This window comes from Paenibacillus sp. SAFN-054 (assembly GCF_051966755.1).
Classification (GTDB): Bacteria; Bacillota; Bacilli; order Paenibacillales; family Paenibacillaceae; genus Paenibacillus_AQ.
In genome coordinates this window covers 1,721,085-1,744,948 of record NZ_JBQCKS010000001.1, presented here as the reverse complement: position 1 = coordinate 1,744,948, position 23,864 = coordinate 1,721,085, and the positions used below count along the sequence as shown (strand labels likewise).

Here is a 23,864-nt window from a genome sequence, read left to right as displayed (position 1 = left end):
ATGATGAATTTAGAGTATCGAGAGAGAATCCACGCCGTAATGAAGTATATCCGGGAGAACAGCACCCGGAAGCTAACGCTGGACGACCTGGCGTACATATCGAATTTTTCAAAATATCACTTCAGCCGCATATTCACCGCTGTGGCAGGCATTACGCCTGCCGCTTACGTCAACCGGGTCCGGGTACAGAATGCCGTGAAGCTTTTAGGAGAAAGCCGGCTGTCTATCCTGGACATCTCGAGCCGATGCGGTTTTGAGTCGTTATCGGCCTTTAATGCGGCGTTCAAAAAGCACTGCGGCCAAACCCCAAGCGAGGTCCGAAAAAGCTTCCTTCATTCCAGCAATTTTCCGTCATTATCCAGCAACAAACCGGAGGAGTCTGCACCAACGCCGGATTACAATATATCGCAGAAGCAATCACTTTTGACGAGGGTGTGGGAACAATTGATCCGGATGGAAGAGTTAAAAGATTTCAAAGTTGCATGTGTCCGCCATGTGGGGAGTTATCTGGATACCTACCAGGCTTGGGACAAGCTGAGGCGTTGGTCGGAAGCGCATGGAATATCACCGGATCAGCAGTATATCGGGATATCGCTTGATGATGCTAGGCTCACCGATGAAATGGCCTGCCGCTATGACGCCTGCGTCACACTGCCTGCGGAGTATGAATTTGCACAAGAAAAGCATTCGAAAGAAGCGCATGTCAAGACGATCACCGGCGGCCTGTACGCCGTCTATCCTTACGATGATACGGTCGAGAGATTTGTTCTCGCCTATCAGAACGTCTATGCCCTATGGCTGCCGAGCAGCGGCTATGAAGCGGATGATCGTCCATCCCTTGAATTTTGCCTGAATGACCCGGCGAAGGATCCGGAGGGCAAATGCAAAGTGGATCTCTATGTTCCGGTAAAGAAAAAAGGGACGACATGAGCAAAACGAATCAGGATAAGGGTGGGGCGATTGTACATCCGCTCCGGTGCACGGCATGGATTCGGACCACGCCTCTATTGGACGAACTATTATCGCTTCCCCCGGCAAATCTGAGCGTACATGCCATGAAAGAGGGCTTTGAGGCTGAAGTGGTGAGGATTGACGCGATGGAGAATCGGTATTGCCTGAAAGTCTGGAGTAAAGAAGCAAAGCCGGATGTGCTATTCCAATACGAATGGCTTGCTGTACTGGCACAGCACCAAATTCCTGTTCCGGAGCCTGTCGGCTATGGGCGAAACGAAACTGATATCCCGGTCCTGCTGACGACTTACGAGGGGGAAGCTTTGCAAACGGTTAAACCCGAAAGCATCTTTGATATGGCGAAGCTATTAACACGCGTGCATCTTATGCCGATTGACGAAATTAGTGCTGTACAGCTTCCGGCATTCGATTGTATTCATTATTTTTTCCCCGGGATCGACCAGCATCCGGACCTGCACTATGCACTAACCAGGATAATAGGGCGTACGAAGCTGCGACAGGACCGTTGCATTCATGGTGATTACCATCTCGGTAACGTGGTTGAGGAGAACGGACGGCTGACGATCATTGACTGGACGAATGCGCAGGCGGGGGACAGCAGATTTGACTTGGCGTGGTCGTTCGTGCTGATGAACATTTTATTGTCCGAACGTCACGCCTCGATGTTTTTGTCTGCCTATCGATCAGAAATACCCGTTGTGCACGAGGAACTGGAGCTTTTTGAAGGGATGGCACTTATCCGATGGGTGCTCCTAAGCCGAAAGGGTGGCGTGCCGAGGGAAGCAGCAGTCCCGAGCAAGGTCGCTTCTCTCATGGGAAGGAATCGATTTTTAAAGAAGCTGGCGTTAGCTGATTTTACAAAATACACAGAAATCCGGAGTGATAAGGGCATGGACATCGAAAAGGCATTTGGTCAATTTCCCATACTGGAGTCGGAAAGTCTCCTGCTGAAGAAAATCGAACCCGCACATCTGAATGAAGTGTTCGAGATTTATGACAATGAGCGCGTCTTTACATACTGCGGCATCATTCCTAAGCATAACAAGGAAACGGTCAAGAACATGATCGGACATTTCGAGCGAGATTTTCAGAAAAGGGCACGAATCAAATGGGGAATATTTGCGAAGCAGGAGCCGGACCGGCTGCTCGGGATCATGGAGGCGTTCGATTGGAATCAAAAGGTGAATTCGCTGTCGGTCGGATATTTTTTGGCGGAGCAGCATTATGGAAAAGGGATCGCCACCGAGGCGCTAGGGTGCCTTACACGCTTTTTATTGGCGGACGTTCAGGTGAACCGGATTCAGGCCGAGGTGATGCCGCCGAACGAAGCCTCCAAAAGGGTCCTTTTGAAGAACGGATTTACGAAAGAAGGGCTCCTGCGTCAGGCGGCTGCATGGTCGGGAAAAGGAATCGTGGATCTCGAAATCTACAGTCTATTGAAAACAGACCGCATGCCATGAACCGGGATTCAACAAGAATGGAGCGATGCTGTCATGCAGGCACCTATGCTCCTTTGCCGCATTCAGCCTGTACTCCCGAAAAAAATATGCTACAATAGTCTGGTATTCAGCCGTGTGTGACTGGCGTAACGTGGGGATACCACGAGGGAGCACAGGGATCATAACAGCCGTACGCCTGGGCAAAGTATTTGGTGGCAGCAGCCATCCGAATACTTTTTTCTTTTTTATAACCATTTATCGGAGGCGACTGGAATGAGCATGCTGTTAAAAACCAAAGAACTTGCGCAAGAGATCTCGGAATCGATCATAACGGAGGTAAACCGCCTGAAGGAGCGTGGCGTGGAGCCATGTCTGGCGACGCTTCTGGTGCAAGGTGATCCAGCATCGGAATATTATGCGAAGGCGAAACAAAAAAAGGCCTCTCAGCTGGGCATTGCATTCGATTTGATTACGTTCGGGCCAGAGGTGTCCGAGCAGCGGCTGCTGGAGGAAATCGACCGATTAAATCAGGACCCGGATGTGCACGGCATCATGCTCGAGCTTCCCTTACCCAAGCACATCCGCGTGCAGAAATGTTCGGATGCGATCAAGCCTGACAAGGATGTGGACGGCATTTCGTCCGCGAACAAGCTTGCCTGCATGACGGGAGCGCCGGGCATTTATCCGGCGACGCCGCAGGCCTGCATCCGGATCGCGAGGCATTTCGGGTTCACGCTGACAGGCAAGCATGTCGTGTTGGTGGGGCGGGGCGAAACGGTCGGCAGGCCGCTGATGCAGCTGCTGCTTCGCGAGAACGCCACGGTGACCGTCTGCCATTCCCATACACAGAATTTAGCAGGGCATTTGGCGGGTGCCGATATGGTGATGACGGCGGCAGGTCATGCCGGATTGATCACCTCCGACATGCTGCATCCGGAGCTGGTTGTGATTGATGCGGGGATCAACGAGACAGAGAACGGGATTACCGGGGACGTCATGCCGGGGGCGGCAGAGTTCGCCAAAGGCGTAACGCCGGTGCCGGGCGGCGTAGGAACGCTGACGACCGTTATGTTGTTCGAGAACCTGATGCTGGCGATCCGGCTGCAGCAGGAGAAGTCGGAGAAAACGGATGATACGCCGGTATTCGATCAGACCATTCGCGGCTTTTTGCGGAGCGCGGCTTCAAGCTCGCCTACCCCTGGCGGAGGAAGCATCGCGGCATTATCCGCCGCATTAGGCGCATCCATGGGTTCCATGGTGGCAAGCATCACAAGTGGTCCTAAATTCGAGCATGTTCGGGAAGAAATGGAGGACATCATCAAGCTGATGCAATCCGTAATGGGGGAAGCGGAGGGTTTTCTGAAGAAGGATATGGAGTCGTTTGGCGGATATATGGCTGCCCTCGGACTGCCTAAGAACACTGATGAAGAAAAGCAGCTTCGTTCATCGGCTCTGCAAACGGCTGCCGTTCAAGCCGCCTCGGTTCCTCTCCATTTGATGAAACGGAGTCTGGAGATCATGTCGGCGCTGAATTCGGTGACAGAGAAAGCCAATAAAAACGTGATATCCGACCTTGGAATTGCCCTCATCATGCTGGATGCCGCCGTTCAATCGGCATGGATTACGGTCGAGATCAATCTGGGCAGCATCAAAGACGCAGGCGTGCGGAGTTCCTTTGCAGCGACGGGAGCTGAGCTCTCGAGCCGTTCCGGTGAAATGAAGCTGCAGGTCTTGCAGAACATCAAAGCGAAACTGGTATGATCGTTTACGACCCGAGAGATTCGGAAACCTATTGCAGGGAACTGACAAACATAATTCATCAAGCCGTAAAAGGGGTTGGCGAATAACTCCTTCCGTTGAACAGGCAAGAAAAAAGCCCCGATGTATCCGAGGATACGGCAGGGGCTTTTCTTCATGAGACGGTTAACGGCGTCCGTCGGCATGCGCCATGGAGGCGCTGTTTTTCAAAAGCATGCTGTGGTACAGATATTCGAAAATGAATTCAAAGGCTTCCAGATGCTTTTTCGCTTCAAATGCGTTTTTGCCCCAGGCATAGATCCCATGACCGCGCAGGAGAATGCCGGGAATACGCTCGTCAAGCACGTCCGGAACACGCTCTGCAATGGAGGGGATATGCGCAAAGTTGGGCAGGACGGGAATGGAGACGGGGGCATTTTCCTCCCAGATGTTAAACGCTTTGATCAGTTCGATGCCTTGCGCCGGTACCGCACCTTGGTCGCCGAACCATTCGCTGATGACATTGTTAAAGATCGTGTGCACGTGAAACACGGCGCCGCAGCCAGTCAGGCGGTATATCTCGCAGTGGATGAGGGTTTCCGCGCTCGGCTTCAGGCTGGTCGTTTCGACGGCCAGGCCGCTTTTGTCCACGAACAGAAAGTCCTCGGGCGTACTCAGCGATTTGTCCTTGCCGCTCGCGGTGATGGCGAAGTAGAACTTTTCGGGATCGAAATCGCCTACGCGCATGGATAAATTGCCGCTGGTTCCAGGAAACCAGTTCCTCGCGGCGAATTGCTGCTTGATTACGCGGAGCTCGTCCAGCACCTGCTGTTTATGCTCCAGGCTAATGCTTGCAAACGTCATAGGTTACAGCACCCCTTGTTGTTGTTTCTTCTTCAGATCGCCCATGATATCAAAAAAGTCCCCGAAGGGCACATGCTTGACGCCCAGCTCGGCGCATTTATCAGTCAGGATGGAACGGGAATAGACCATGTCCGCGATCTTGGCTCCTTCAAAATCGGTAAGGCTGTCCCCGATCAGAATACGCTCGTAACGATCCTCCGGAAAACGGCGCATAACGGTCGTTTTACACATCCCGCAGCCATTGTGGCACGGATCCTGGCACGGATGCGGCCATACAATTTCAATGCGCTCGCCGCTGAAGTCGGCGCTGTTGCAGAAAATATGATCCGCCGGAATATCGAAAGGAGCGAGGAGAGGATCAATGAAAAAGTCCATGCCGCCGCTCGTGACATAGAATTCGATGCCTTCTTGCTTCACGTATTCGAGAAACTCGCGGAAGCCTTCCCGGATGCCCGCCCGGCTCAGCACGAACTCAACGATCTCGTCCTTCCGGCTGGAAGACAAAAGCGCGAACATATCGCCGACGCCTTGGCGCAGGGAAATTTCCTGGTCCACCGTTCTCTTCATGATCGGCTCATAGCCTTCCGGCTTAAAATGCTTCATAATGGCGACGATATTATCGGAGAGGGTGATCGTTCCATCGAAATCGCAGAAAATAACGGGCTTTTTGCCTGCTGTCATCGTTCTCCCCCCCATGCCTCAAGCGCCGCCTTCAACTCCGGATGCCCGGCCCCGGCGTAGTCAGCCAGGAGGACGTTCTGCCGCGCCGCTTCCATCGCCTGCACGAAGGCGCGTCCCCCGGCTTCCGTTCCCATCGGGTGTCCGTGGATCCCGCCGCCCGCATTGACGACGACGTCCTGGCCGAAGTCACGCATAATCAGCGGCACCAGTCCTGGATGAATGCCTGCGGAAGGCACCGGCATGCTGGTCTTGAACGGCAGCGAGCTTGAGATCAGTTCATCGCGGATGGCCATATTCTCTTCGCGCGGCATCGTCACCGAGCCGTAAGGCGACGGGAACAGGACCAAATCCGCACCAGCCAGGCGCATCAGCTGGCCGAGAAGCACGGAAGCGGAAATTCCGTAATGTCTGGAAGGATAATAGGCTCCTGCCAGCGCCGGATGCGCGGCAATCGGCACCGTGATCTCCGGATCGGAACTCAGCTCATGCAGTACATCATAGCCATAGGACAGCACATTGAAGAGTAGGGCATTGGCCCCTGCCTGAATGGCTTTTCGCGCCTGAGACTTTAATTCGGATGTGCGTCCCGTCAGATTGGCAGCGTAGAGCAGCTTCTTGCCGGTTTCGCGGCTCGCCGCCTCGGCTGCCTTCATGCAGGCTTCAACGCGCTTTTCGATCGGAGTAAGCTCGTTCTCGAACAGAATCTCATCATCCTTAATGAGATCGACCCCTCCAAGCGCCTGCCTGGTGAACTGGTCGCGAAGCTCATCCAAATTCAGTCCGATGACAGACTTGAAAATGCTCATGAGCAGGGGACGGTCATGTACGCCCAGCAAATCGCGAACGCCTGTAATCCCGTATTTAGGACCCGAAAAGGCGGAAAGATAGTTTTCAGAGAATCCGAGTCGGGTCAGCTTGATCCGGCCATCCATGGAAATTTTGCCGAAAACGGTAACCAGCAGGGCTGGAATGTCCTTGCTGAAATTGATATCAGGGTAAGCGATGGTCACATCCGCGAAGCGTTCACCGGGCTGCACGCCTTCCGGTTCATGCACGTTAACCTCCAGGACTTGTCCCAGATGCTTCTGCATGGACTCGCGCTTCGCCTGCGGCAGTTCGGTCCAACTGCCGACCGTCATGCCGACAGCAATGGACTCCGCTTTTTTGCGAAAGTCCGCTTTATCGTCATATAAACGGTAGGTCGCTGTGCAGCTGCTCATGAAATTCCCTCCTTCAAAGCGGCACCCATTTCCTTCGAGCGTTCCGCGCAGCGGACGACCGCAGCGATGACCGTTTCGAAGAAGTCGCCCTTGTCCAGCGTTTCGAGGGCAGCCTGCGTCGAGCCGTTGGGCGATGTCACTTTGGCCCGGAGAGCCGACGGTTCCTCGCCGGTCAGCTGTACCATCCGCGCCGCGCCAAGCACGGTCTGTACGGTCAGCTCACGGCATTGCTGCGGCGTCAAACCTCCGCGGATGCCGGCAGCCATCATGGCTTCCATCATGTAATAGATGTAGGCAGGACCGCTTCCCGAAATACCGGTAAGGATTTCAAGCTTGTCTTCTTCGACGATGGTCACGGTTCCAACGGCCCCGAACAACGTCATGACGGTTTGGCGCTGACGATCGTTAATCTCCTTGGAATAGGAAATGCCCGTTGCACCGAGTCCGATGGAGCTGGACGTATTCGGCATTGTTCTGGCAACCGGCTGTTTGCATCCGAGCAGGTCTTGAATGGTCCGGATGGTCAGGCCGGCGATCACCGAAACGATCAGCGTATCTTCCGTCAGCAGCGGTCCCAGCTTTCTAAGTGTTTCCGCCGCGTCCTTGGGCTTGACGGCAAGCACGATAATCGGAGAATGCTGCAAAATGGTTGGCACTTCTTCGGCATGATTGCTTACCCTTACGCCATACTGCTGATGGAGTTCCTCCAACCGCCGCGTGTTGCTGCGGTTCAGCATCGTGATATGGGATGCCTGAACGACGGATTTGCCGATCAGGCCCTTCACGATCGCTTCCGCCATCGCTCCAGCGCCGTAAAAGGTAATGGATTCTGAAATCATCGCTTGTTGTTGACTCATTATTGTCATCCTCCCGGCAGGTATTTCGTTCGACGTTCAGCGAAAGTTACCCGCGAATTTGTCCGTTTCCATGAATGATATACTTGGTTGACGTCAGCGCAGGAAGTCCCATCGGACCGCGTGCATGAAGCTTTTGCGTGCTGATGCCGATTTCTGCGCCGTACCCGAACTCAAAGCCGTCGGTAAAGCGGGTCGAGGCATTATGATAGACGGCGGCCGCATCGACTTCCTGAAGGAAGCGCCCGGCATTTGCCTTGCTTTCCGTGACGATGCACTCGGAATGTTTCGTGCTGAAGCGGGAGATATGATCTAACGCTTCATCCAAAGTATCGACCAATTTGACGTTTAAAATATAATCGTTATACTCGGTTGCGAAATCCTGCTCCTCCGCTGGTGTTGCCCAAGGGAGGATCGCGAGCGTTTGATTGCAGCCGCGAATCTCCACGCCGGCAATCCGCAGCTGATCGGCAAGCTGTTCCAGATGCTTTTCAGCGAACCGGTTGTTCACAATCAACGTTTCCATCGAATTGCAAACGGAAGGCCGCTGGACCTTGGCATTGATTGCGATTGCTTCGGCCATGCCGGGGTCCGCCGTTTCGTCCACATACGTATGGCAGATGCCTGCCCCTGTTTCGATGACGGGAACGGTGGCATTCTCCACGACGTTGCGGATCAGCGACTGCCCGCCGCGCGGAATGATGACATCGAGAAGTCCGTTCAGCTTGAGCATTTCATCGACGGAAGAACGGTCGGCGCTTTCCACGAGCTGTATGGCATCCGCTGGAATCTTCGAGAGCGCAAGCGCCGAATGGAGAACCTCCACGATTTTGCGGTTGGATGAAAGAGCCGAGGAGCCCCCTCGCAGCACGACCGCGTTGCCAGCCTTCAGGCAAAGTCCGGCGGCATCGACGGTAACGTTGGGACGGGCTTCATAGATGATGCCGATCACGCCCAGAGGAACGCGTATTTTCGTGATTTGCAATCCGTTCGGACGCTCAAAGCTGTCCAGGCAATCGCCGATCGGATCCGGCAGCGAAATAATCTGCTCCAATCCTTCGGCAATGGCCTCAATGCGCTGCGGATTCAGCGCCAGACGGTCCAGCAGGGAAGGAGATGTCCCTTGAGCACGGCCGCGTTCCAGGTCCTCTGCATTCGCGGCAATGATTTCTTCCGTGTGCTTTCTCAGGCCGTCCGCCATCAACTGGAGCGCCTCATTCTTTTGATCCGTTTGAAGCCGGTTCAGAACAGCCGCGGCACGCTGCGCCTTTTGGGCTTTTATTTTGACCTCACTCATCATTTAACCTCCTTTAAGTACACTCACCAATTCAAATCTATTTTAATGTAATCCATTCGTCCCTGTGAATCACTTCAAGGCGATGGACCGTTTCGAGTGTCTGAATGACTTCCGAACTGCTCATGCCCTGAATGCGGCGCAGCTGTCCATCGTCATAATTCACGATTCCGCGGCCAAGCACGGCGCCCTCCAGGCTGAGCACTTCAACGACGTCTCCTGGCTGAAAGTGCCCATCCACAAGCTTGATGCCTACAGGCAGCAGGCTGTGTCCGCCGTTTACCAGCGCCTGTTCCGCTCCCGCATCAACCTGCAGGGTTCCGGCGGGAGTCGACATGAATCCGAGCCACTGCTTCTTCATCGGCAGAGAATGGAGAAGGGTATCAAAATAGGTTCCTCTGCCGCTGCCGGCTACGGCCAGCTGCAAATCGCCTGCCGAATCGGCCTTTCCTACGAATACCGGAACGCCCCCGCGCATGGCGATTTTGGCGGCATCGATTTTGGAACGCATGCCTCCCGTTCCGACCGACGAGCCGGCGCCTCCAGCGATGGCATAGATTTCTTCGGTGATTTCTTCCACGTGATCAAAACGTACCGCATTCGGATGATTTCGCGGATCGGCGGTGTATAAACCGTCGGTGTCGGTCAGAATGACAAGCTGCTGTGCTTTAACCAGGTTGGCCACGAGAGCCGACAGGGTATCGTTATCGCCGAATTTCAGCTCGTCAACCGACACGGTATCATTCTCGTTAATGATCGGAATCGCGCCCTGCTTCAGCAGTTCTTCGATGGTCATCCCCGCGTTGTTCATCCGCTTGCGGTTTCCGAAATCCGTCCGGGTCAGCAGAATTTGCGCGGTGGTGATGCCATGGGAAGCGAAAGCCTCCTGATAGGCCTGCATGAGCAGCGCCTGACCTACCGCCGCAGCAGCCTGCTTTTCATGCAGCAGCTTGGGACGAAAGCTGTATCCGATAGCACGGAATCCGGCGGCAACCGCCCCGGAGGTCACAAGCAGTATTTCGCAGCCTTCCGCCTTTAATGCAGCAATTTCTCTCGCGAAAAAGGCAACCGCATCCCGGTTGAGCCCTCCTTCGACGGAGGTCAGCGAGCTGCTTCCGATCTTGACGACGACGCGCGTCGACATAATGCATCACTTCCATTTTCATATGATTAGGCTTCAGGTCAATCCATTCCATACAATAAAAAAGCTCTCGTCCTTTAATTTAAAGGACGAAAGCTTGGCTTCCGCGGTACCACCTTTATTGATGACGTGAGTCATCCGGCTTTAGACCTTGTAACAGAAGGCACTGTCCCGCAGGTGTATGCGGGCCGTTCAGGGGTAGGATTCGGAGGGGATCGGGTAAATTCTTTCAGCCGGTGGAATTTACTCTCTATTCGCCGATTTGCCGCTCGTACTGGTCCCGTCGTCACGTTTGATGGTGTAAATGGATAAGCAATTGGTATGGATTATTTCACATAGAATACCACGGAATGAAAGGCTTTTGCAAAATAATTAATTAAAAAGTTTCAGCTCGCCGATCCGTCTCGCCGCTTCCCGCAGCCTTTCTTCATTCGTCAGCAGTCCGACCCGGACATAGCCTTCGCCATGTTCTCCGAAGCCGATGCCGGGTGCAACGGCAACTTTGGCTTGCTGAAGGAGAAGATCAGCGAATGATGCGGATGAGTGCCCTTTGGGTACGGGCAGCCAGCTGAAGAAGGAGCCGCCCGGTTTTTCGGCCTGCCAGCCGATCTCGGACAGACCGGAAAATAATGCGTTCCTCCGAGATTCGTAGCGCTGCACGAGCTCGGAAACGCAGTCCTGGGAGGCGGTGAGCGCCTCCGCAGCCGCAGCTTGGATGCCGCCGAACAGGCTGACATAGATATGGTCCTGCAGCTGGTTGATCATGGAGACAACCTCACGGTTTCCAAGTGCAAATCCGACGCGCCACCCCGCCATGTTATAGGTTTTGGAGAGAGTATAGAATTCTATGCCAACTTCTTTGGCACCCGGGGCCTGCAGAAAGCTCACCGGGCGCTCGCCGTCGAAGCCGATCGCGCCATAAGCAAAATCGCTTGCTACGACGATGCGATGCTCTGCAGCGAATTTGACGGTGTCCTCATAGAACGATAACGGTGCGGTGGCCGAGGTCGGATTGTTGGGATAATTCAAAAACATCAGCTTAGCCCGTCTGCGGTCCGCCTCCGAAATGCTGCTGTAGTCCGGCAGGAAGGCATGCTCCTTGCGAAGCGGCATAAAGGACATTTCCGCCCTGGCCAAGGCAACCCCGGACCAGTAGTCCGGATAACCCGGATCCGGGACGAGGCAAAGATCGCCGGGATTGAGCAAAATTTGCGGAAGCTGCACGAGCCCGGTTTTGCCGCCGAACAAAACGGCCACCTCGGTCTCAGGATCCAGCTGGACGCCGTAGTCTTCCTTGTAACGCTTGGCAATGGCTTCCTTCAGAAAGCCGAATCCCGTAAAGGGCGAATATTTATGGTAGAGCGGATTGTTCGCCGCTTCCTGCAGAGCTTTGACGATGTGGGGAGGGGTTGGCGTGTCGGGGTTTCCTTGTCCCAAATTGATCACATCGTGGCCTGCGGCAACTTCGCGGTTCACCTTCTGCACAAGCGATGCAAAAAACTGCGTCGGGAGCTGTGTCATCACTTCGGCGGGTTCGATATGGAATGCCGATGTATATAGCGGGTGTTCTGTCGGTTTCGTCATATTCATCACTCCGGTCCATTGCTTCTTCTGATAGATTAGAATTAATCTATCATGATTTATCCGGGCTGTATAGAGGGGATAAGCCCCCTTGCCCGATTCACCCGCTGCCTTTATGATGGAATACAACATGCTGGGCCGAGCAGGCCCGTCACCCTGCATGGACAGAGGGAGCAAGGGGGAGGACCATGGACAACAACCAGGATCAAAGGCTCACGGTAGCGCTGATTCAAGCCGACATTGAAATCGGCAGCCCGGAGGCTAACAAAGAGCACTTGGAATCATTGATGGAAAAGGCGATGAAGGGGAGTCCGAAGCCGGACTTGCTTATTTTGCCCGAAATGTGGAATACGGGTTATGCGCTCGAACGAATTCAGGAAATCGCCGATCCGGAAGGCGAGGAATCCCGTGCATGGCTCTCCGCGTTTGCCGCGAAGCATCAGGTCATGCTCATAGCAGGATCGGTTGCCGTCCGAAAGGGCGGACGCGTTTATAATACGATGTATGCGTTCGATGCAAGCGGAGGGCAAATCGGAGAATATTCCAAGCTGCATTTGTTCCGTTTAATGGACGAAGAAAAGCATTTGACGGCCGGCTCCGAGCTGGTCCTGCTCGATCTGGGCGGAATCAAGGCCGGGGCTTCGATCTGCTACGATATCCGTTTTCCGGAGCTTGCGCGAAGTCTTGCCCTGAGCGGTGCCAAGATGCTGATCGTGCCTGCGGAATGGCCGCATCCACGCCTGCATCATTGGCGTACGCTCTTGACGGCGCGGGCGATCGAGAACCAAATGTACGTGATCGCCTGTAATCGTGTCGGCAGCAGCCGAGGTACGGACTTTTTCGGCCATTCGCTCATTATCGATCCGTGGGGTGAAATCGTCGCAGAGGGCGGCGAAGCGGAGGAGATTGTGACAGGTCTAGTGTCGCCCGGGCTTGTGGATGAGGTGCGGGGCCGGATTCCCGTATTCACAGACCGGCGTCCCGAGATGTATAGGGACAAATAATTCCAAAGCATTTCCGAAGCATTCATGAATGCTTCGATCAAGTTGTTTGCGTTCAAAAGGCTCCTGAATTTTCAGGAGCCTTTTGGACCATGTTCTATTTTGTTAATTCGAGCATCGTTTCCTTGAAGGTTTCGATGAATGCCTCCGCAGCTTTGGACAAGTAACGTCCCCTGCGATAGGCGATCACTAACGTACGGCTTGGAACGGGCTCGGCAAGCGGCAGGTAAACAGGGACGAATTCGCTTCTGGAGGACCGGGAGATGAATCTCGGGACCAGCGTAATGCCCATGCCGGTTGCCACTAGCGATTGGATGGTTTCCATGTTATTGCTCTCGAAAACGACCTTCGGCTCGAAGCCTGCTTTTTGACACAGATCGAAGGTAATTTTGCGGAAGCCCTGCCCCTTTTTCAGCACGATAAAGGATTCTCCGCTTAACTCCTCAATTCGGACGGGGACCGGCTTTCCCTTGGAGGCTCTTACGGCCAGCGGATGACCGGCCGGCACGGCCAGATCAATGATTTCTTCTCCGATCACTTCATAGGTAAGCGACGGTTCCTGAAGCGGCAGCGACAGCAGGCTTAAATCGGTTTTGCCTCCGGCCGTCAGTTTTTCCAGATTCATCGACGAGTCTTCCAGCAGGGCGATCTCGATGTCCGGATACTTCCCTTTAAAGGAAGGAAGGACATGGGGAAGCAGGTGAGCGCCGGTAATCGGCATACTTCCGATCATGACCTTGCCTCCCCGCAGCTGAGAAATATCCGACATCTCCTGCCTGAGCAGCTCCACGGCATCGATGATCTTCTGTGCCTGGTCCATAAACTGCGCTCCGGCATGCGTCAGCTCGACAGTGCTTGTATTCCGCTGAAACAGCAGGACTCCGAGCTCCTTCTCGAGCTTGGACAGCTGCTGGCTGAGGGAGGGCTGGGCGATATGCAGCTTTTCGGCAGCCCTGGAAAAATTCCGCTCCGCAGCGATCTGCAGGGCGTACTGCAATTGTCTTAATTCCATACTCACCAATCCTAATCTTAATGAAATTGCAGGGGTGGTCTGCTCATAGTTATTTCCTATTACTTTTATAGATATTATATCTTGGAACAATGAAGAACGAAATGCTATATTTATCTCATTCAAGAGACATCGAACGTTTCGGTGCTCTTCCAAGGACGAAAACCCAAGATGAGGTGAAAAGATGAGTAAAAGAACAATGTTTGAAAAAATTTGGGATAATCATGTTATTCATCAGGAAACGGGTAAGCCGAGCATCCTTTACATCGATTTGCATCTCGTTCACGAAGTCACGTCCCCGCAGGCGTTTGAAGGACTTCGTCTCAGCGGCCGCAAGGTTCGCCGTCCAGAGCTGACTTTTGCAACCATGGACCATAACGTACCGACGAAAGACCGCTTCAATATTAAGGACCCGATCTCCAAGCAGCAGATCGATACGTTGACACAGAACTGCCGCGATTTCGGCGTAACGCTGTTCGATCTCGAAACCATTGACCAGGGCGTCGTACACGTTATGGGGCCGGAACTTGGTTTGACGCATCCGGGTAAAACGATCGTATGCGGAGACAGCCATACGTCCACGCATGGCGCTTTCGGCGCACTTGCGTTCGGTATCGGAACCAGCGAAGTGGAGCATGTACTTGCTACCCAATGCTTGCAGCAAGCTAAAGCCAAGACGATGGAAGTCCGCTTTGTCGGCAAACGCAAAGCCGGCATTACAGCGAAAGACATGATTCTCGGCGTGATCGCCAAATACGGTACGGATTTCGCAACCGGATATGTTATTGAATACACAGGTGAAGCGATCCGTGAGCTGACGATGGAAGAACGGATGACCGTATGCAACATGTCCATCGAAGGCGGTGCCCGCGCAGGGATGATCGCCCCGGACGAAACAACTTTTGAATACCTCCGTGGACGCCAGTATGTGCCGGAAGGCAGCGATTTCGACAGCCGCGTGGAAGAGTGGAAATCCCTCGTGACTGACGAAGGCGCAACATATGATCTGGTTGTGGAATTTGACGTAGAATCCCTGATTCCGCAAGTAACCTGGGGCACAAGCCCGGGCATGGGTACGGATATTACGTCCAAAGTGCCTGTACCTGCGGAGCTGCCGACCGAAAACGAACGTAAGGCTGCTGAAAAAGCCATCGAATATATGGGTCTGACTCCAGGAACCCCTATGAGTGACATTGCCGTGGACTATGTCTTTATCGGTTCCTGCACGAACGGACGGATCGAGGATTTGCGCGCTGCCGCACAGGTTGCGAAAGGTTACAAGGTTTCGGATCAAGTGACCGCAATCGTTGTTCCGGGTTCAGGGCGCGTCAAACTGCAGGCGGAAGCGGAAGGCCTCGACCAAATCTTCGTTGAAGCAGGATTTGAATGGCGTGATGCCGGATGCAGCATGTGTTTGGCGATGAACCCGGACGTTCTGCAGCCAGGACAGCGCTGTGCTTCGACCTCTAACCGTAACTTCGAAGGACGCCAGGGACGCGGCGGACGGACGCATCTCGTTTCTCCAGCCATGGCTGCGGCCGCTGCAATCAAAGGCCGGTTTACGGATGTTCGCGATTGGAACTTTAAATCAGAAGTGGTTAGCTAAGGAGGAGAACAGATATGGAAGCTTTTACGAAATTAACGGGCCTTGTAGCCCCGGTTGACCGGGTTAACGTGGATACGGATGCGATCATCCCGAAGCAGTTTTTGAAACGGATTGAGCGAACGGGTTTTGGTCAGTTTCTGTTCTTCGAATGGAGATTCGACGAGCAGGGCAATAACATCGAGGATTTTTCTTTGAACCAGCCGCGCTATCAAGGCGCTTCGGTTCTGATCTCGAGAGCCAACTTCGGCTGCGGATCGTCCCGTGAGCATGCGCCTTGGGCGATTATGGATTACGGCTTCAAATGCGTTATTGCTCCGTCTTTTGCGGATATTTTCTATAATAACTGCTTCAAGAACGGCATACTGCCGATCAAGCTCTCCGAAGAGCAGGTTGAGGATCTGTTCCAGCGTACAGCTGCCCATGAGGGATATGAGCTGAACGTGGATCTGGAAAATAAGACGATTACGGATCGTGAAGGACTGCATATCGACTTTGACCTTGACGAACACCGTCGGCAATTCCTTCTGCAGGGACTTGATGATATCGGCTTGACGCTCCAGCATGAAGATGAAATTTCGGCTTATGAACAAAAGCATGCATCGCATCTGTTTGCTTGATTCGGATCGGGGCCTGAATTCGAAAGACTTCTATTATTCCTCCGCGGAATGGTAGAAGTCTTTTTTATTTGATACGAAAGCAGAATCAATCTACATAGCTTTTTACTGCGCAATATGAGGATATCCGAACGATCTTTTTGATAAATTTGTATATTCGGGAGGAAAACAGGGCTTTGATGGCGAATATTGCCTATATTGCGATGATAATGATTTTTTTTAGATATATTTGTTTCTTGCCTGGAAATCGGCGAAAAATTCAGTTTGGCAGAGGTGGACAATGAAGAAAACCGGATTTTTACTGTTTTTGTTGATGTTTATCGTCATGATGGCGTCCGTGCAGGATCGGGCGGCGGCTGCGTCAGCGGCCGGAAATGTACAAATTATTCTGGATGGCACGGAGCTGAAGGTGGCCAAGGACACGAAGGTTACGAACGTGAACGGAAGCACGATGGTTCCGTTTCGGGTCATCGGCGAAAACCTCGGCTTCAACGTGAAATGGGAGCAGAATTCGCAAAAGGTTCTGATTAACAAGGGAAGCAAATCCATCGAGCTGGTGGTAAACCAGAAAAACGCAACCGTCAATGGCAAGAAAATGACTTTGGACAATCCGCCGCTTCTGCAAAACAGCATCGTGGTCGTGCCCGTTCGTTTTGTTAGTGAACAGATGGGAATCCATGTAAGCTGGGACGGGGCCAATCAAACGGTATACCTGACCACGACTGGATCGGAGCCTCCGAAATCCGGCGGCGGAACGGGCGCAGGCAACGGAGACGTGCCCGTGCCGGATCCTTCGCCTGGTACAAGGCCTTCCGGGGGAAGCTCGACGACAGAACCCGGCGAGATATCGGACACGTCCCCAACGATACCGCCTGCTTCGGGAAACGCCCTGATCAGCGGCATCAGTTTTAGTGAAAACCGTTTGATGATTGCTACCCAAGGGGCAGCGTTAACTCCGAAAGTATTTAAAATGTCCGGGCCTAACCGGATCGTTGTAGATCTGCCGAATGCAGCCCTCTCTTCCGATTTTCTCGGCGGCGCGGCAGCCGGCACCGGCAATCAGGGACAGCTGGACGTCAGCGGCTATCCGGATGTCAGAAACATTCGATATTCGCTCTTCAGCAGCAGTCCTTCGACCGTTCGGGTCGTCATCGATTTGAGCTATCCGAAGGATTACTCGGTATACAGCGATCCGTCGGGATCGGGTCTTGTGATCGTGGACCTGAACAAAACCGATAGCACACCGGGGAATCCGGTTGGAGGGAACGGCAAGAAGGTCGTCGTCATCGATGCGGGTCATGGAGATCAGGACCCGGGAACGATCGGGTATTCGAAGAAGAAAGAGAAGGATTTCAATCTGGCTGTCGCTCAGAAGGTAGGTCAGCTTCTGGAGGATGAACCGGATATCGATTTCGTGCTCACACGTAGCGACGATACGTTTCTGAAGCTGGAAGAGAGAGCCCGGATTGCGAATGACCTGAACGCGGACGTATTTATTTCGATCCATGCCAACAGCGCGGGTTCTACCTCGGCAAGCGGAAGTGAAACCTACTATCAGCGCAGCGCAAGCAAATCGCTGGCAAGTGTCATGCATAAGTACCTTGTCAAGGCGACGGGATTATCTGACCGCGGCGTCAAATACGGGAATTTCCACGTTATCCGCGAGACCAAAATGCCAGCTGTACTGCTTGAGGTCGGCTACTTGAGCAATCCGAAGGACGAGGCTGCTCTCTTCACCGAAAGCTTGCAGAATAACGTTGCTCAAGGCATCGTAAGCGGGATTAAAGAGTATTTAGGAATCCAATAAAGATATTCGTATGAAGTAGGAGGCGGTCAAGTGAACAGAAAGCTGTTAAGCGCTGCGATACTAGCCTTAATCATGGTTATAGGAGCAGGCTGCGGCCAAAAGCCGGCAGCAGCGCCGGCTCCGCAGGAATCATCCCAGAGCCCGGATGATTCAGCCGCCGTCAACGCGGCGCAGCCTGACGAGACGAACGGCTCCGAGACAGAGCCGAAGAACGACGATGCGGGTAAGCCCGTCAACGCTTCGCAAACGGACAAGCCGGATCAGAAGCCGGAGGATTCCGCTATCCGGAAGCAGACCATCGAAGTTTATTATACGGATCCGCAGGAAATGGAATTGAAAAAGAGCGAGAAGGAAATCCAGTTCAAGAACGATAACGACAAGTATGCGGAGGCCTTTAAGGCACTGCAGAGCAGTGGGAGCTCGGAACTCGTTCCGTTATGGGGCAAAGTGGAGCTGAAGTCTCTGGCAGTGAAAGACGGGGCCATGACGATTGATATTCTAATGCCGGATGAAGCGCGTCTTGGAGCCGGTGGTGAACAGTTTGCGCTGGATTCGCTTACACAAACGATGTTCCAGTTCAAGGAAGTCCAGACGATCGAGCTTCTTGTGGACGGCCAGCAGCAGGAAAGCCTGATGGGACACATGGATCTGGAGCACCCGATTCAAAGGTAGCTATAACAAGGAAAAAGCCTGTTGGTACGGTGAATGACACTGCGCCAACAGGCTTTTTCACTAGAAACGATAGAGCAAGGCATGCATATACGCCTATCTTTGTCTACCTAAAGACATAGATTAAGTTTTGCATAAAGAGGAATATATTCGCAACTTTTCAGAGACAAGCGCGTCTAATAAATGTCTGGTGATGTCGAAGGAAGCCAACGCCGAAACGTCAGAGCTATGGACAAAAATTTTAGAATGGAAGGGTGAAGGATGAAGAAATTTGGATTTATGGCGGTACTGTTATTTGTCTTCATTTTGGCGTTTCCTCACAATGGACAGGCTGCGGCGGGAAGTGCCAAAGTTGTTCTGGATGACAAACCGTTGAATCTGTCAGGAAATGCAAAAGTGGAAAATGTGAATGGCAATATCATGATTCCATTTCGTGTCGTCGGAGAGAATCTGGGGTTTGACGTCGCATGGGAACAAAAGACGCGCACGGTAACCATAAAAAAAGATTCGGATGTCATTAAACTCGTTGTTAATCAAAAAACGGCCGATGTAAATGGAAAGAAGGTTTCCATGAACATCGCCCCTATTTTGCGCACGGATACGGTTATCGTACCTCTGCGTTTCGTAAGTGAACAAATGGGTCTCAAGGTCAATTGGGACAATATGAAGAAGGTCGTATACTTATATACCCAAGAATCCGGGAGTGGAAACGGAAATGCCGGAACTGGTGCAGGGAATGGAGAAGAGGCTACCCCTGGAACGGGCAATGGCGGCAATCATGGAGGTACGACTGCTTCAGCGAAGGTGAACGGCCTGAGCTTCAGCGATAACCGCCTGATGATTGCCACTTCCGGACAAGCCAAGGTCAATGCTTTCAAAATGAGCGGTCCTGACCGGATTGTCGTCGATTTGGAAAATACGGGATTCTCGGATTCGTTCGGCAGCAGCAATTCGCTGGACAAGAACTCCACGGGATCGCTGGATGTGAGCGGTTATCCCGACGTGTCGAAAGTCAGATATTCGCTATACAGCGACAGCCCTTCGACCGTAAGAGTCGTGATTGACTTGAACTATGCGAAAAATTATAAGCTGAGCAATGAGAACGGCTTATATATCGTTGACCTGAATACGACCGACAGCGGTACGCCGTCGAAGCCGGTAGGCGGAAACGGCAAGAAAATCGTTGTGATTGATGCAGGCCATGGCGCCCATGATCCGGGTACAACCGGCGTAACGGGCAAAAAAGAAAAGAACTTCAATCTGGCTGTTGCCCTGAAGGTTGAAAAGCTGCTGAAGCAGGAGCCGAACATTGACGTGGTGATGACTCGCAGCGATGATACGTTCCTTGAGTTGAAGGAACGTGCCAAGATCGCCAATGATCTGAAGGCGGACGTGTTTATTTCGATCCATGCCAACAGCGCCGGATCCTCGGCCGCTTCGGGCAGTGAAACGTATTACCAGCGCGAGGCCAGCAAGGCGTTAGCCAATGTGATGCATAAGTACCTCGTAAAAGCTACCGGCCTATCCGACCGGGGGGTGCGCTACGGCAATTTCCACGTGATTCGTGAAACGAAAATGCCTGCCGTGCTTCTCGAAGTTGGATACCTCAGCAACAAGAAGGATGAAGCCACTCTCTTCACGGAGAGCGTGCAGCAGAAGGTTGCTCAAGGGGTCGTAAATGGCATCAAGGAATATTTGGGCGTTAAATAAGGAAATTCCCCTTAAAGGAGGCGGCAGTGAATGAGTAGGAAATTGTGGTGTGCAGGCATTTTGGCTTTGGTGATGATTGCCTCGGCCGGCTGCGGCCAGAAGCCGACAACCGCGCCGGAAAGCGGGCAGCAAGAAACAGTCTCCGGGGAGCAGCAGCAAACGACCGGAAGCGGCAGCGAGACCGCTCCTGAAGAGAATGCGGGCAATGAAAACGGCGGGAAAGCGGATGAAGGGACGCCGAAAGGTGAAGAGCCGAGCGGCTCACCGAAGACGGATACACCTTCCCAAACAACGGAGACTGCGGCTAAAAAAGAAATGATCGATGTTTATTATACCGATCCGCAGGAGCTCGATTTGAAAAAATCCCAAAAGGAAATCAGCTACAAAACCGAGAATGACAAATATGCGGAAGCCTACAAGGCTTTGCAGTCCAGCGGTAAGGATGAACTGGTTCCGCTCTGGGGCAAAATCGAACTGAAAAAGCTGGATGTGAAAAACGGCGAAATCACCCTGGACGTCCATATGCCGGATGAAGCAAGACTGGGAGCCGGCGGAGAGCAGTACGCTCTGGACGCACTCTCCCAGACTATGTTCCAATTCGATGAGATCAAGTCGGTGGAACTGCTGGTGGATGGTGCCAAGGTGGAAAGTCTCATGGGACATGTCGACCTGGAACATCCTTTGACAAGACATTGAAAAAATTAGGGCAAAAGCAGGAGCTTAGGGCCTTCTTGTCGAACATCATATAGGCGTGATTTTTGTGGATATGAAATGAACTAAAGTTTACGCTCCCGTTCCGTTTGAGAACCTAAAGGTTTCTGGACGGGGGCGTCTTCTCTTTAGTTCTTTCTGTTTATTTTCAGGATGCAGCCTTGCAGGGCACCGTCCTTCATTAGAGAAAGGGGAAAAAGAATGGTTTCCAAACGCAGCAACTCAACATCACATTCCAAAAAAGCGGTAGCAGCCGTTATGGTCGGCATGATGGCATTCGGTACAGGCGCTTCCGTATTCGCGGACGCAGCTGTAACGCCAACCGCGGCGGCTTCCGTGACAGCAAGCGGGCTCTTTAGCGATGTCAAAGGCGGATACTGGGCAGAAAAGCATATTTACAAGCTGGCTTCCCAAGGCATTCTGCTAGGCGACAAAGGTTTGTTCCGTCCGAACGATTCCGTTACCCAGCAGGAAGCCGTGACGATGGCCATCCGTTTTGCAGGCCTGGAAGATAAAATTTCCGGCGGTTCCGCCGTAGCACTCCCTGCCAATATGAAGGTGAACAACTATTTCAAACCTTATGTAGCCTTGGCGCTCCAGCAGAACCTGCTTGATAAAACCTCGGAGAACGCGGCGTCCACTTCCAAGCAAACTTGGGGAGAAAGAAAGGCATCCCGGGAATGGATTACGGAGGTTCTGATCCGTGCGCTCGGCAAGGAAGACGACGCAGCATCCATGGCCGCCAAGGCGACCACGTTTGCCGATAACGGTAAAATATCCGCTGCCAAGCGGGGCTTCGTGAACGCTGCTTTGGAACTTGGGCTTACCAACGGCATCGAGGGCAACCGCTTTGATCCGCAAGGGTCCGTTACCCGTGCACAGCTCGCCACGTTCTTCAGCCGGGCAGAAGCATTCAACGACGTAAAGTATAACAATTCCGCTGAGGGCATCGTGACCGCTGTGGGAACAAACAAGCTTGATTTGTATGTAGACGGAAGCATCCGTACCTATGTCCTGGACAGCTCCACGGTGTATTACACCAGCGGTTCGGACAACAAGATCAGCTTCTCCGATTTGAAGCCATATACGAAAGTCATGGTCATCGGCAGCACGAACAAAACGGCTTATGTGGAAGTCACCGATTCCAAGCCGCAGCTCGAGAGCACCGAAGGCACATTCCAGAAGCTTTCTCCGGGCAATGTTCTATGGCTGGAGACAGGAAGCACGTTCAAAGAGTTTACGTATGATGCAGGAACCACATTCCTGGATCAAAACGGGACCAAAATCGAACCATCCGCATTGGTTGTCGGCAGCAAAATCCAGATTCAGCAGGAGACCTTCAGCTCGGCGAAAAAGCCCGTCATCATACAGGTTAAATCCGGCATCATCAACAAAAGCGGTACAGGCACGCTTCAAAGCGTGGACTCGGCCACGAAATCTTTGGTCATTAAAAATGCTTCCGGCGCCGTAGAAAGCTATACATGGGATGACAGCCTGATCGTAAAATACCAAAATCAGCTGCTGTCGCCTTCCGAGCTGAAAAACGGAGCGGTCATCAATTATACCGTTAAAAACAATATCGTCGCATCGATCGAAGTGACCCAGGGCGTGGAAAGAACGATTCGCGGTTCTCTGTATGAAGTCGGGGCTAACAATGCCACCATTACATACAAACGTGAAGGCGGACAGCTGGAAGTGAAGCTGCTTGCCGAAAAACCCGAGCTTGTGATCAGCGGCATCGCGGCTCCGACGCTTGGTGATTTAATCGCGGACTCGAGCAACGGGGATCAGGTGGAAATCACCTTGAATCCGCAGGATCAGGTAACGAAGATCCAGGTTCTCAACCGTCAAATGGAACAGAAAAAAGGGGCGACTATCGTTCAATACGAGCCTAAGAGCAAGCTGTTGACCCTGCTTGATTCCAACAAAAAGCCTTACGTCGTATCCCTTGACGAAAAAACGAAACTCGTCTACAACTCGGTGAATCCGACGCTGGCAGGCATCGAGCCTTACCTGGTGAACGGACGTAAAGTAAATATTACGTATTTGACCAACCGGGCTTTGTCTCTCGATGTCATTTATCAATATGAGGGTAAAGTATCCGCGGTGGATCTAAGCGGTAAAAAATTGACCTTGGTGAGCGCTGACGGACAAAGCATGACGCTGCCATTCAGCAATCCGGTCGTGCAGGTATACGGCAAGACGAATGCTTCGTTGTCCGACATCAAGGTGGGCAGCGACATTGCCGCCGTTCTGACTGCCACACAGGATGCGATTCAATCGATCCAGGTCAAATCGAACGTTCAATTTGAAATCGTGAGCGTCGATTACAGCAACTCCCGCGTCACCGTGAAGAAAGACGGCACAACCAGTCAGTTCTACGTGGATAAATCGGCTTTGACCGGAGACAGCGGGCAGACGATCACAGTTCAGGATCTCAGTTCCGGTCAGCTGCTCAACGTGACCTTTAACGGTATAAATCCGGCTTCCGTTCAGGTCGTGAAGCTGACAACAGGCGAAGTCACATCGGTCAATGCTGCTGCCGGCTCGCAGAGCGTTACCGTTAAAAATTACGGCGGAGCGACGGAAACCTTCAAGCTGGACAGCTCGTCCAAAGTGATGAACGATGCCGGAGCCGCGCTCAACCTGAGCAACGTTTCCGCAGGAAATCGCGTTGAGGTTCGCAAAGATGCCGATGGAAATTATGTTGTGAAAGTGTTGAATATGTCGACGCAAAGCTACTGGAAATATGACAGTTATGCGAAGGAAATTTATGTGAAACGCCAGAATGTCAATGATATCGGGCATTACGCGTTGTCACCGGCCGCATACATTCATCAAGGAGATACCACTTTGACCGTGCAATCCCTCAAAGAAAATGATAATATTGTACTGTATTTAAACAATGGAATGATTGTCGAGATACAGAAACAATAGTATGCTTTGGGAATGGT

19 protein-coding genes, 2 pseudogenes and 1 riboswitch are annotated in these 23,864 nt (G+C 52.6%); of the genes and pseudogenes, 13 read left to right on the top strand and 8 right to left on the bottom strand.

Annotated features, from left to right (window positions below; translation table 11 throughout):
* Positions 1 to 3: 3 nt before the first annotated feature.
* The 5 genes and pseudogenes from ACTHPM_RS08020 (at position 4) to ACTHPM_RS08000 (ending at position 4,172) form a co-directional block, all read left to right on the top strand.
* Positions 4 to 930 (top strand): AraC family transcriptional regulator, encoded by a 927-nt coding sequence (locus tag ACTHPM_RS08020; protein WP_440394657.1) that lies wholly within the window; start codon positions 4 to 6, stop codon positions 928 to 930.
* A pseudogene (locus ACTHPM_RS08015) lies at positions 882 to 1,640 on the top strand (phosphotransferase family protein); the annotation flags it as partial. The gene ACTHPM_RS08020 and the pseudogene ACTHPM_RS08015, both read left to right, overlap by 49 nt.
* 222 nt (positions 1,641 to 1,862) lie before the next feature.
* On the top strand, positions 1,863 to 2,432 hold the full coding sequence (locus tag ACTHPM_RS08010) for a GNAT family N-acetyltransferase (protein WP_440395384.1): 570 nt from the start codon (positions 1,863 to 1,865) through the stop codon (positions 2,430 to 2,432).
* 106 nt (positions 2,433 to 2,538) lie between these two features.
* Positions 2,539 to 2,620: riboswitch (ZMP/ZTP riboswitch) on the top strand.
* Positions 2,621 to 2,684: 64 nt separating this feature from the next.
* Positions 2,685 to 3,533: pseudogene (locus ACTHPM_RS08005) on the top strand (bifunctional 5,10-methylenetetrahydrofolate dehydrogenase/5,10-methenyltetrahydrofolate cyclohydrolase); the annotation flags it as partial.
* Positions 3,507 to 4,172, top strand: coding sequence for a cyclodeaminase/cyclohydrolase family protein (locus ACTHPM_RS08000; RefSeq protein ID WP_440395383.1), 666 nt, complete (start codon positions 3,507 to 3,509; stop codon positions 4,170 to 4,172). The pseudogene ACTHPM_RS08005 and the gene ACTHPM_RS08000, both read left to right, overlap by 27 nt.
* Positions 4,173 to 4,334: 162 nt before the next feature.
* Here the strand turns inward: ACTHPM_RS08000 and mtnB are convergent, their stop codons facing one another.
* The 7 genes from mtnB to ACTHPM_RS07965 all read right to left on the bottom strand — a co-directional run bounded on the left by mtnB (position 4,335) and on the right by ACTHPM_RS07965 (position 11,786).
* On the bottom strand, positions 4,335 to 5,012 hold the full coding sequence (mtnB, locus tag ACTHPM_RS07995) for a methylthioribulose 1-phosphate dehydratase (RefSeq protein WP_440394656.1): 678 nt from the start codon (positions 5,010 to 5,012) through the stop codon (positions 4,335 to 4,337).
* A gap of 3 nt (positions 5,013 to 5,015) precedes the next feature.
* Positions 5,016 to 5,693: a 2-hydroxy-3-keto-5-methylthiopentenyl-1-phosphate phosphatase gene (locus ACTHPM_RS07990; RefSeq protein ID WP_440394655.1), complete on the bottom strand. Its 678-nt coding sequence runs from the start codon at positions 5,691 to 5,693 to the stop codon at positions 5,016 to 5,018.
* On the bottom strand, positions 5,690 to 6,913 hold the full coding sequence (locus ACTHPM_RS07985; RefSeq protein ID WP_440394654.1) for a 2,3-diketo-5-methylthiopentyl-1-phosphate enolase: 1,224 nt from the start codon (positions 6,911 to 6,913) through the stop codon (positions 5,690 to 5,692). The genes ACTHPM_RS07990 and ACTHPM_RS07985 overlap by 4 nt, the downstream gene beginning before the upstream one ends.
* A complete protein-coding gene (gene proC / locus ACTHPM_RS07980) occupies positions 6,910 to 7,770 on the bottom strand; it encodes a pyrroline-5-carboxylate reductase (protein WP_440394653.1) in 861 nt (286 codons plus the stop codon). Before proC ends, ACTHPM_RS07985 begins: the two co-directional genes overlap by 4 nt.
* A gap of 46 nt (positions 7,771 to 7,816) precedes the next feature.
* The gene (locus ACTHPM_RS07975; protein ID WP_440394652.1) at positions 7,817 to 9,064 is read right to left on the bottom strand and encodes a glutamate-5-semialdehyde dehydrogenase; all 1,248 of its coding nucleotides are present in this window, start codon (positions 9,062 to 9,064) and stop codon (positions 7,817 to 7,819) included.
* Positions 9,065 to 9,101: 37 nt separating this feature from the next.
* Positions 9,102 to 10,205 (bottom strand): glutamate 5-kinase, encoded by a 1,104-nt coding sequence (gene proB / locus ACTHPM_RS07970; protein ID WP_440394651.1) that lies wholly within the window; start codon positions 10,203 to 10,205, stop codon positions 9,102 to 9,104.
* A gap of 369 nt (positions 10,206 to 10,574) precedes the next feature.
* Entirely contained in the window at positions 10,575 to 11,786 is a 1,212-nt protein-coding gene (locus ACTHPM_RS07965) for a pyridoxal phosphate-dependent aminotransferase (RefSeq protein WP_440394650.1), read from the bottom strand.
* Positions 11,787 to 11,971: 185 nt separating this feature from the next.
* Here ACTHPM_RS07965 and ACTHPM_RS07960 point away from each other — a divergent pair, with 185 nt between their 5' ends.
* Complete coding sequence (locus ACTHPM_RS07960; protein WP_440394649.1) at positions 11,972 to 12,787, top strand: carbon-nitrogen family hydrolase; 816 nt, start codon at positions 11,972 to 11,974, stop codon at positions 12,785 to 12,787.
* Positions 12,788 to 12,881: 94 nt separating this feature from the next.
* Here ACTHPM_RS07960 and ACTHPM_RS07955 read toward each other — a convergent pair whose 3' ends face one another.
* Positions 12,882 to 13,796, bottom strand: coding sequence for a LysR family transcriptional regulator (locus ACTHPM_RS07955; protein ID WP_440394648.1), 915 nt, complete (start codon positions 13,794 to 13,796; stop codon positions 12,882 to 12,884).
* A gap of 181 nt (positions 13,797 to 13,977) precedes the next feature.
* Between ACTHPM_RS07955 and leuC the strand changes: the two genes are divergently transcribed.
* The 7 genes from leuC to ACTHPM_RS07920 all read left to right on the top strand — a co-directional run bounded on the left by leuC (position 13,978) and on the right by ACTHPM_RS07920 (position 23,847).
* Positions 13,978 to 15,399: a 3-isopropylmalate dehydratase large subunit gene (leuC, locus tag ACTHPM_RS07950; protein ID WP_440394647.1), complete on the top strand. Its 1,422-nt coding sequence runs from the start codon at positions 13,978 to 13,980 to the stop codon at positions 15,397 to 15,399.
* 14 nt (positions 15,400 to 15,413) lie between these two features.
* The gene (gene leuD / locus ACTHPM_RS07945; RefSeq protein WP_440394646.1) at positions 15,414 to 16,016 is read left to right on the top strand and encodes a 3-isopropylmalate dehydratase small subunit; all 603 of its coding nucleotides are present in this window, start codon (positions 15,414 to 15,416) and stop codon (positions 16,014 to 16,016) included.
* A 310-nt stretch (positions 16,017 to 16,326) separates the two neighbouring features.
* On the top strand, positions 16,327 to 17,820 hold the full coding sequence (locus ACTHPM_RS07940) for an N-acetylmuramoyl-L-alanine amidase (protein WP_440421491.1): 1,494 nt from the start codon (positions 16,327 to 16,329) through the stop codon (positions 17,818 to 17,820).
* Between the two features lie 30 nt (positions 17,821 to 17,850).
* Positions 17,851 to 18,492 carry a GerMN domain-containing protein gene (locus ACTHPM_RS07935; RefSeq protein ID WP_440394644.1) on the top strand — a complete coding sequence of 214 codons (642 nt, stop codon included), beginning with the start codon at positions 17,851 to 17,853 and terminating at the stop codon, positions 18,490 to 18,492.
* A 258-nt stretch (positions 18,493 to 18,750) separates the two neighbouring features.
* Positions 18,751 to 20,199: an N-acetylmuramoyl-L-alanine amidase gene (locus tag ACTHPM_RS07930; protein ID WP_440394643.1), complete on the top strand. Its 1,449-nt coding sequence runs from the start codon at positions 18,751 to 18,753 to the stop codon at positions 20,197 to 20,199.
* Positions 20,200 to 20,229: 30 nt separating this feature from the next.
* Complete coding sequence (locus tag ACTHPM_RS07925; RefSeq protein ID WP_440394642.1) at positions 20,230 to 20,895, top strand: GerMN domain-containing protein; 666 nt, start codon at positions 20,230 to 20,232, stop codon at positions 20,893 to 20,895.
* A gap of 216 nt (positions 20,896 to 21,111) precedes the next feature.
* A complete protein-coding gene (locus ACTHPM_RS07920; RefSeq protein WP_440394641.1) occupies positions 21,112 to 23,847 on the top strand; it encodes an S-layer homology domain-containing protein in 2,736 nt (911 codons plus the stop codon).
* The last annotated feature ends 17 nt before the right edge of the window (positions 23,848 to 23,864 follow it).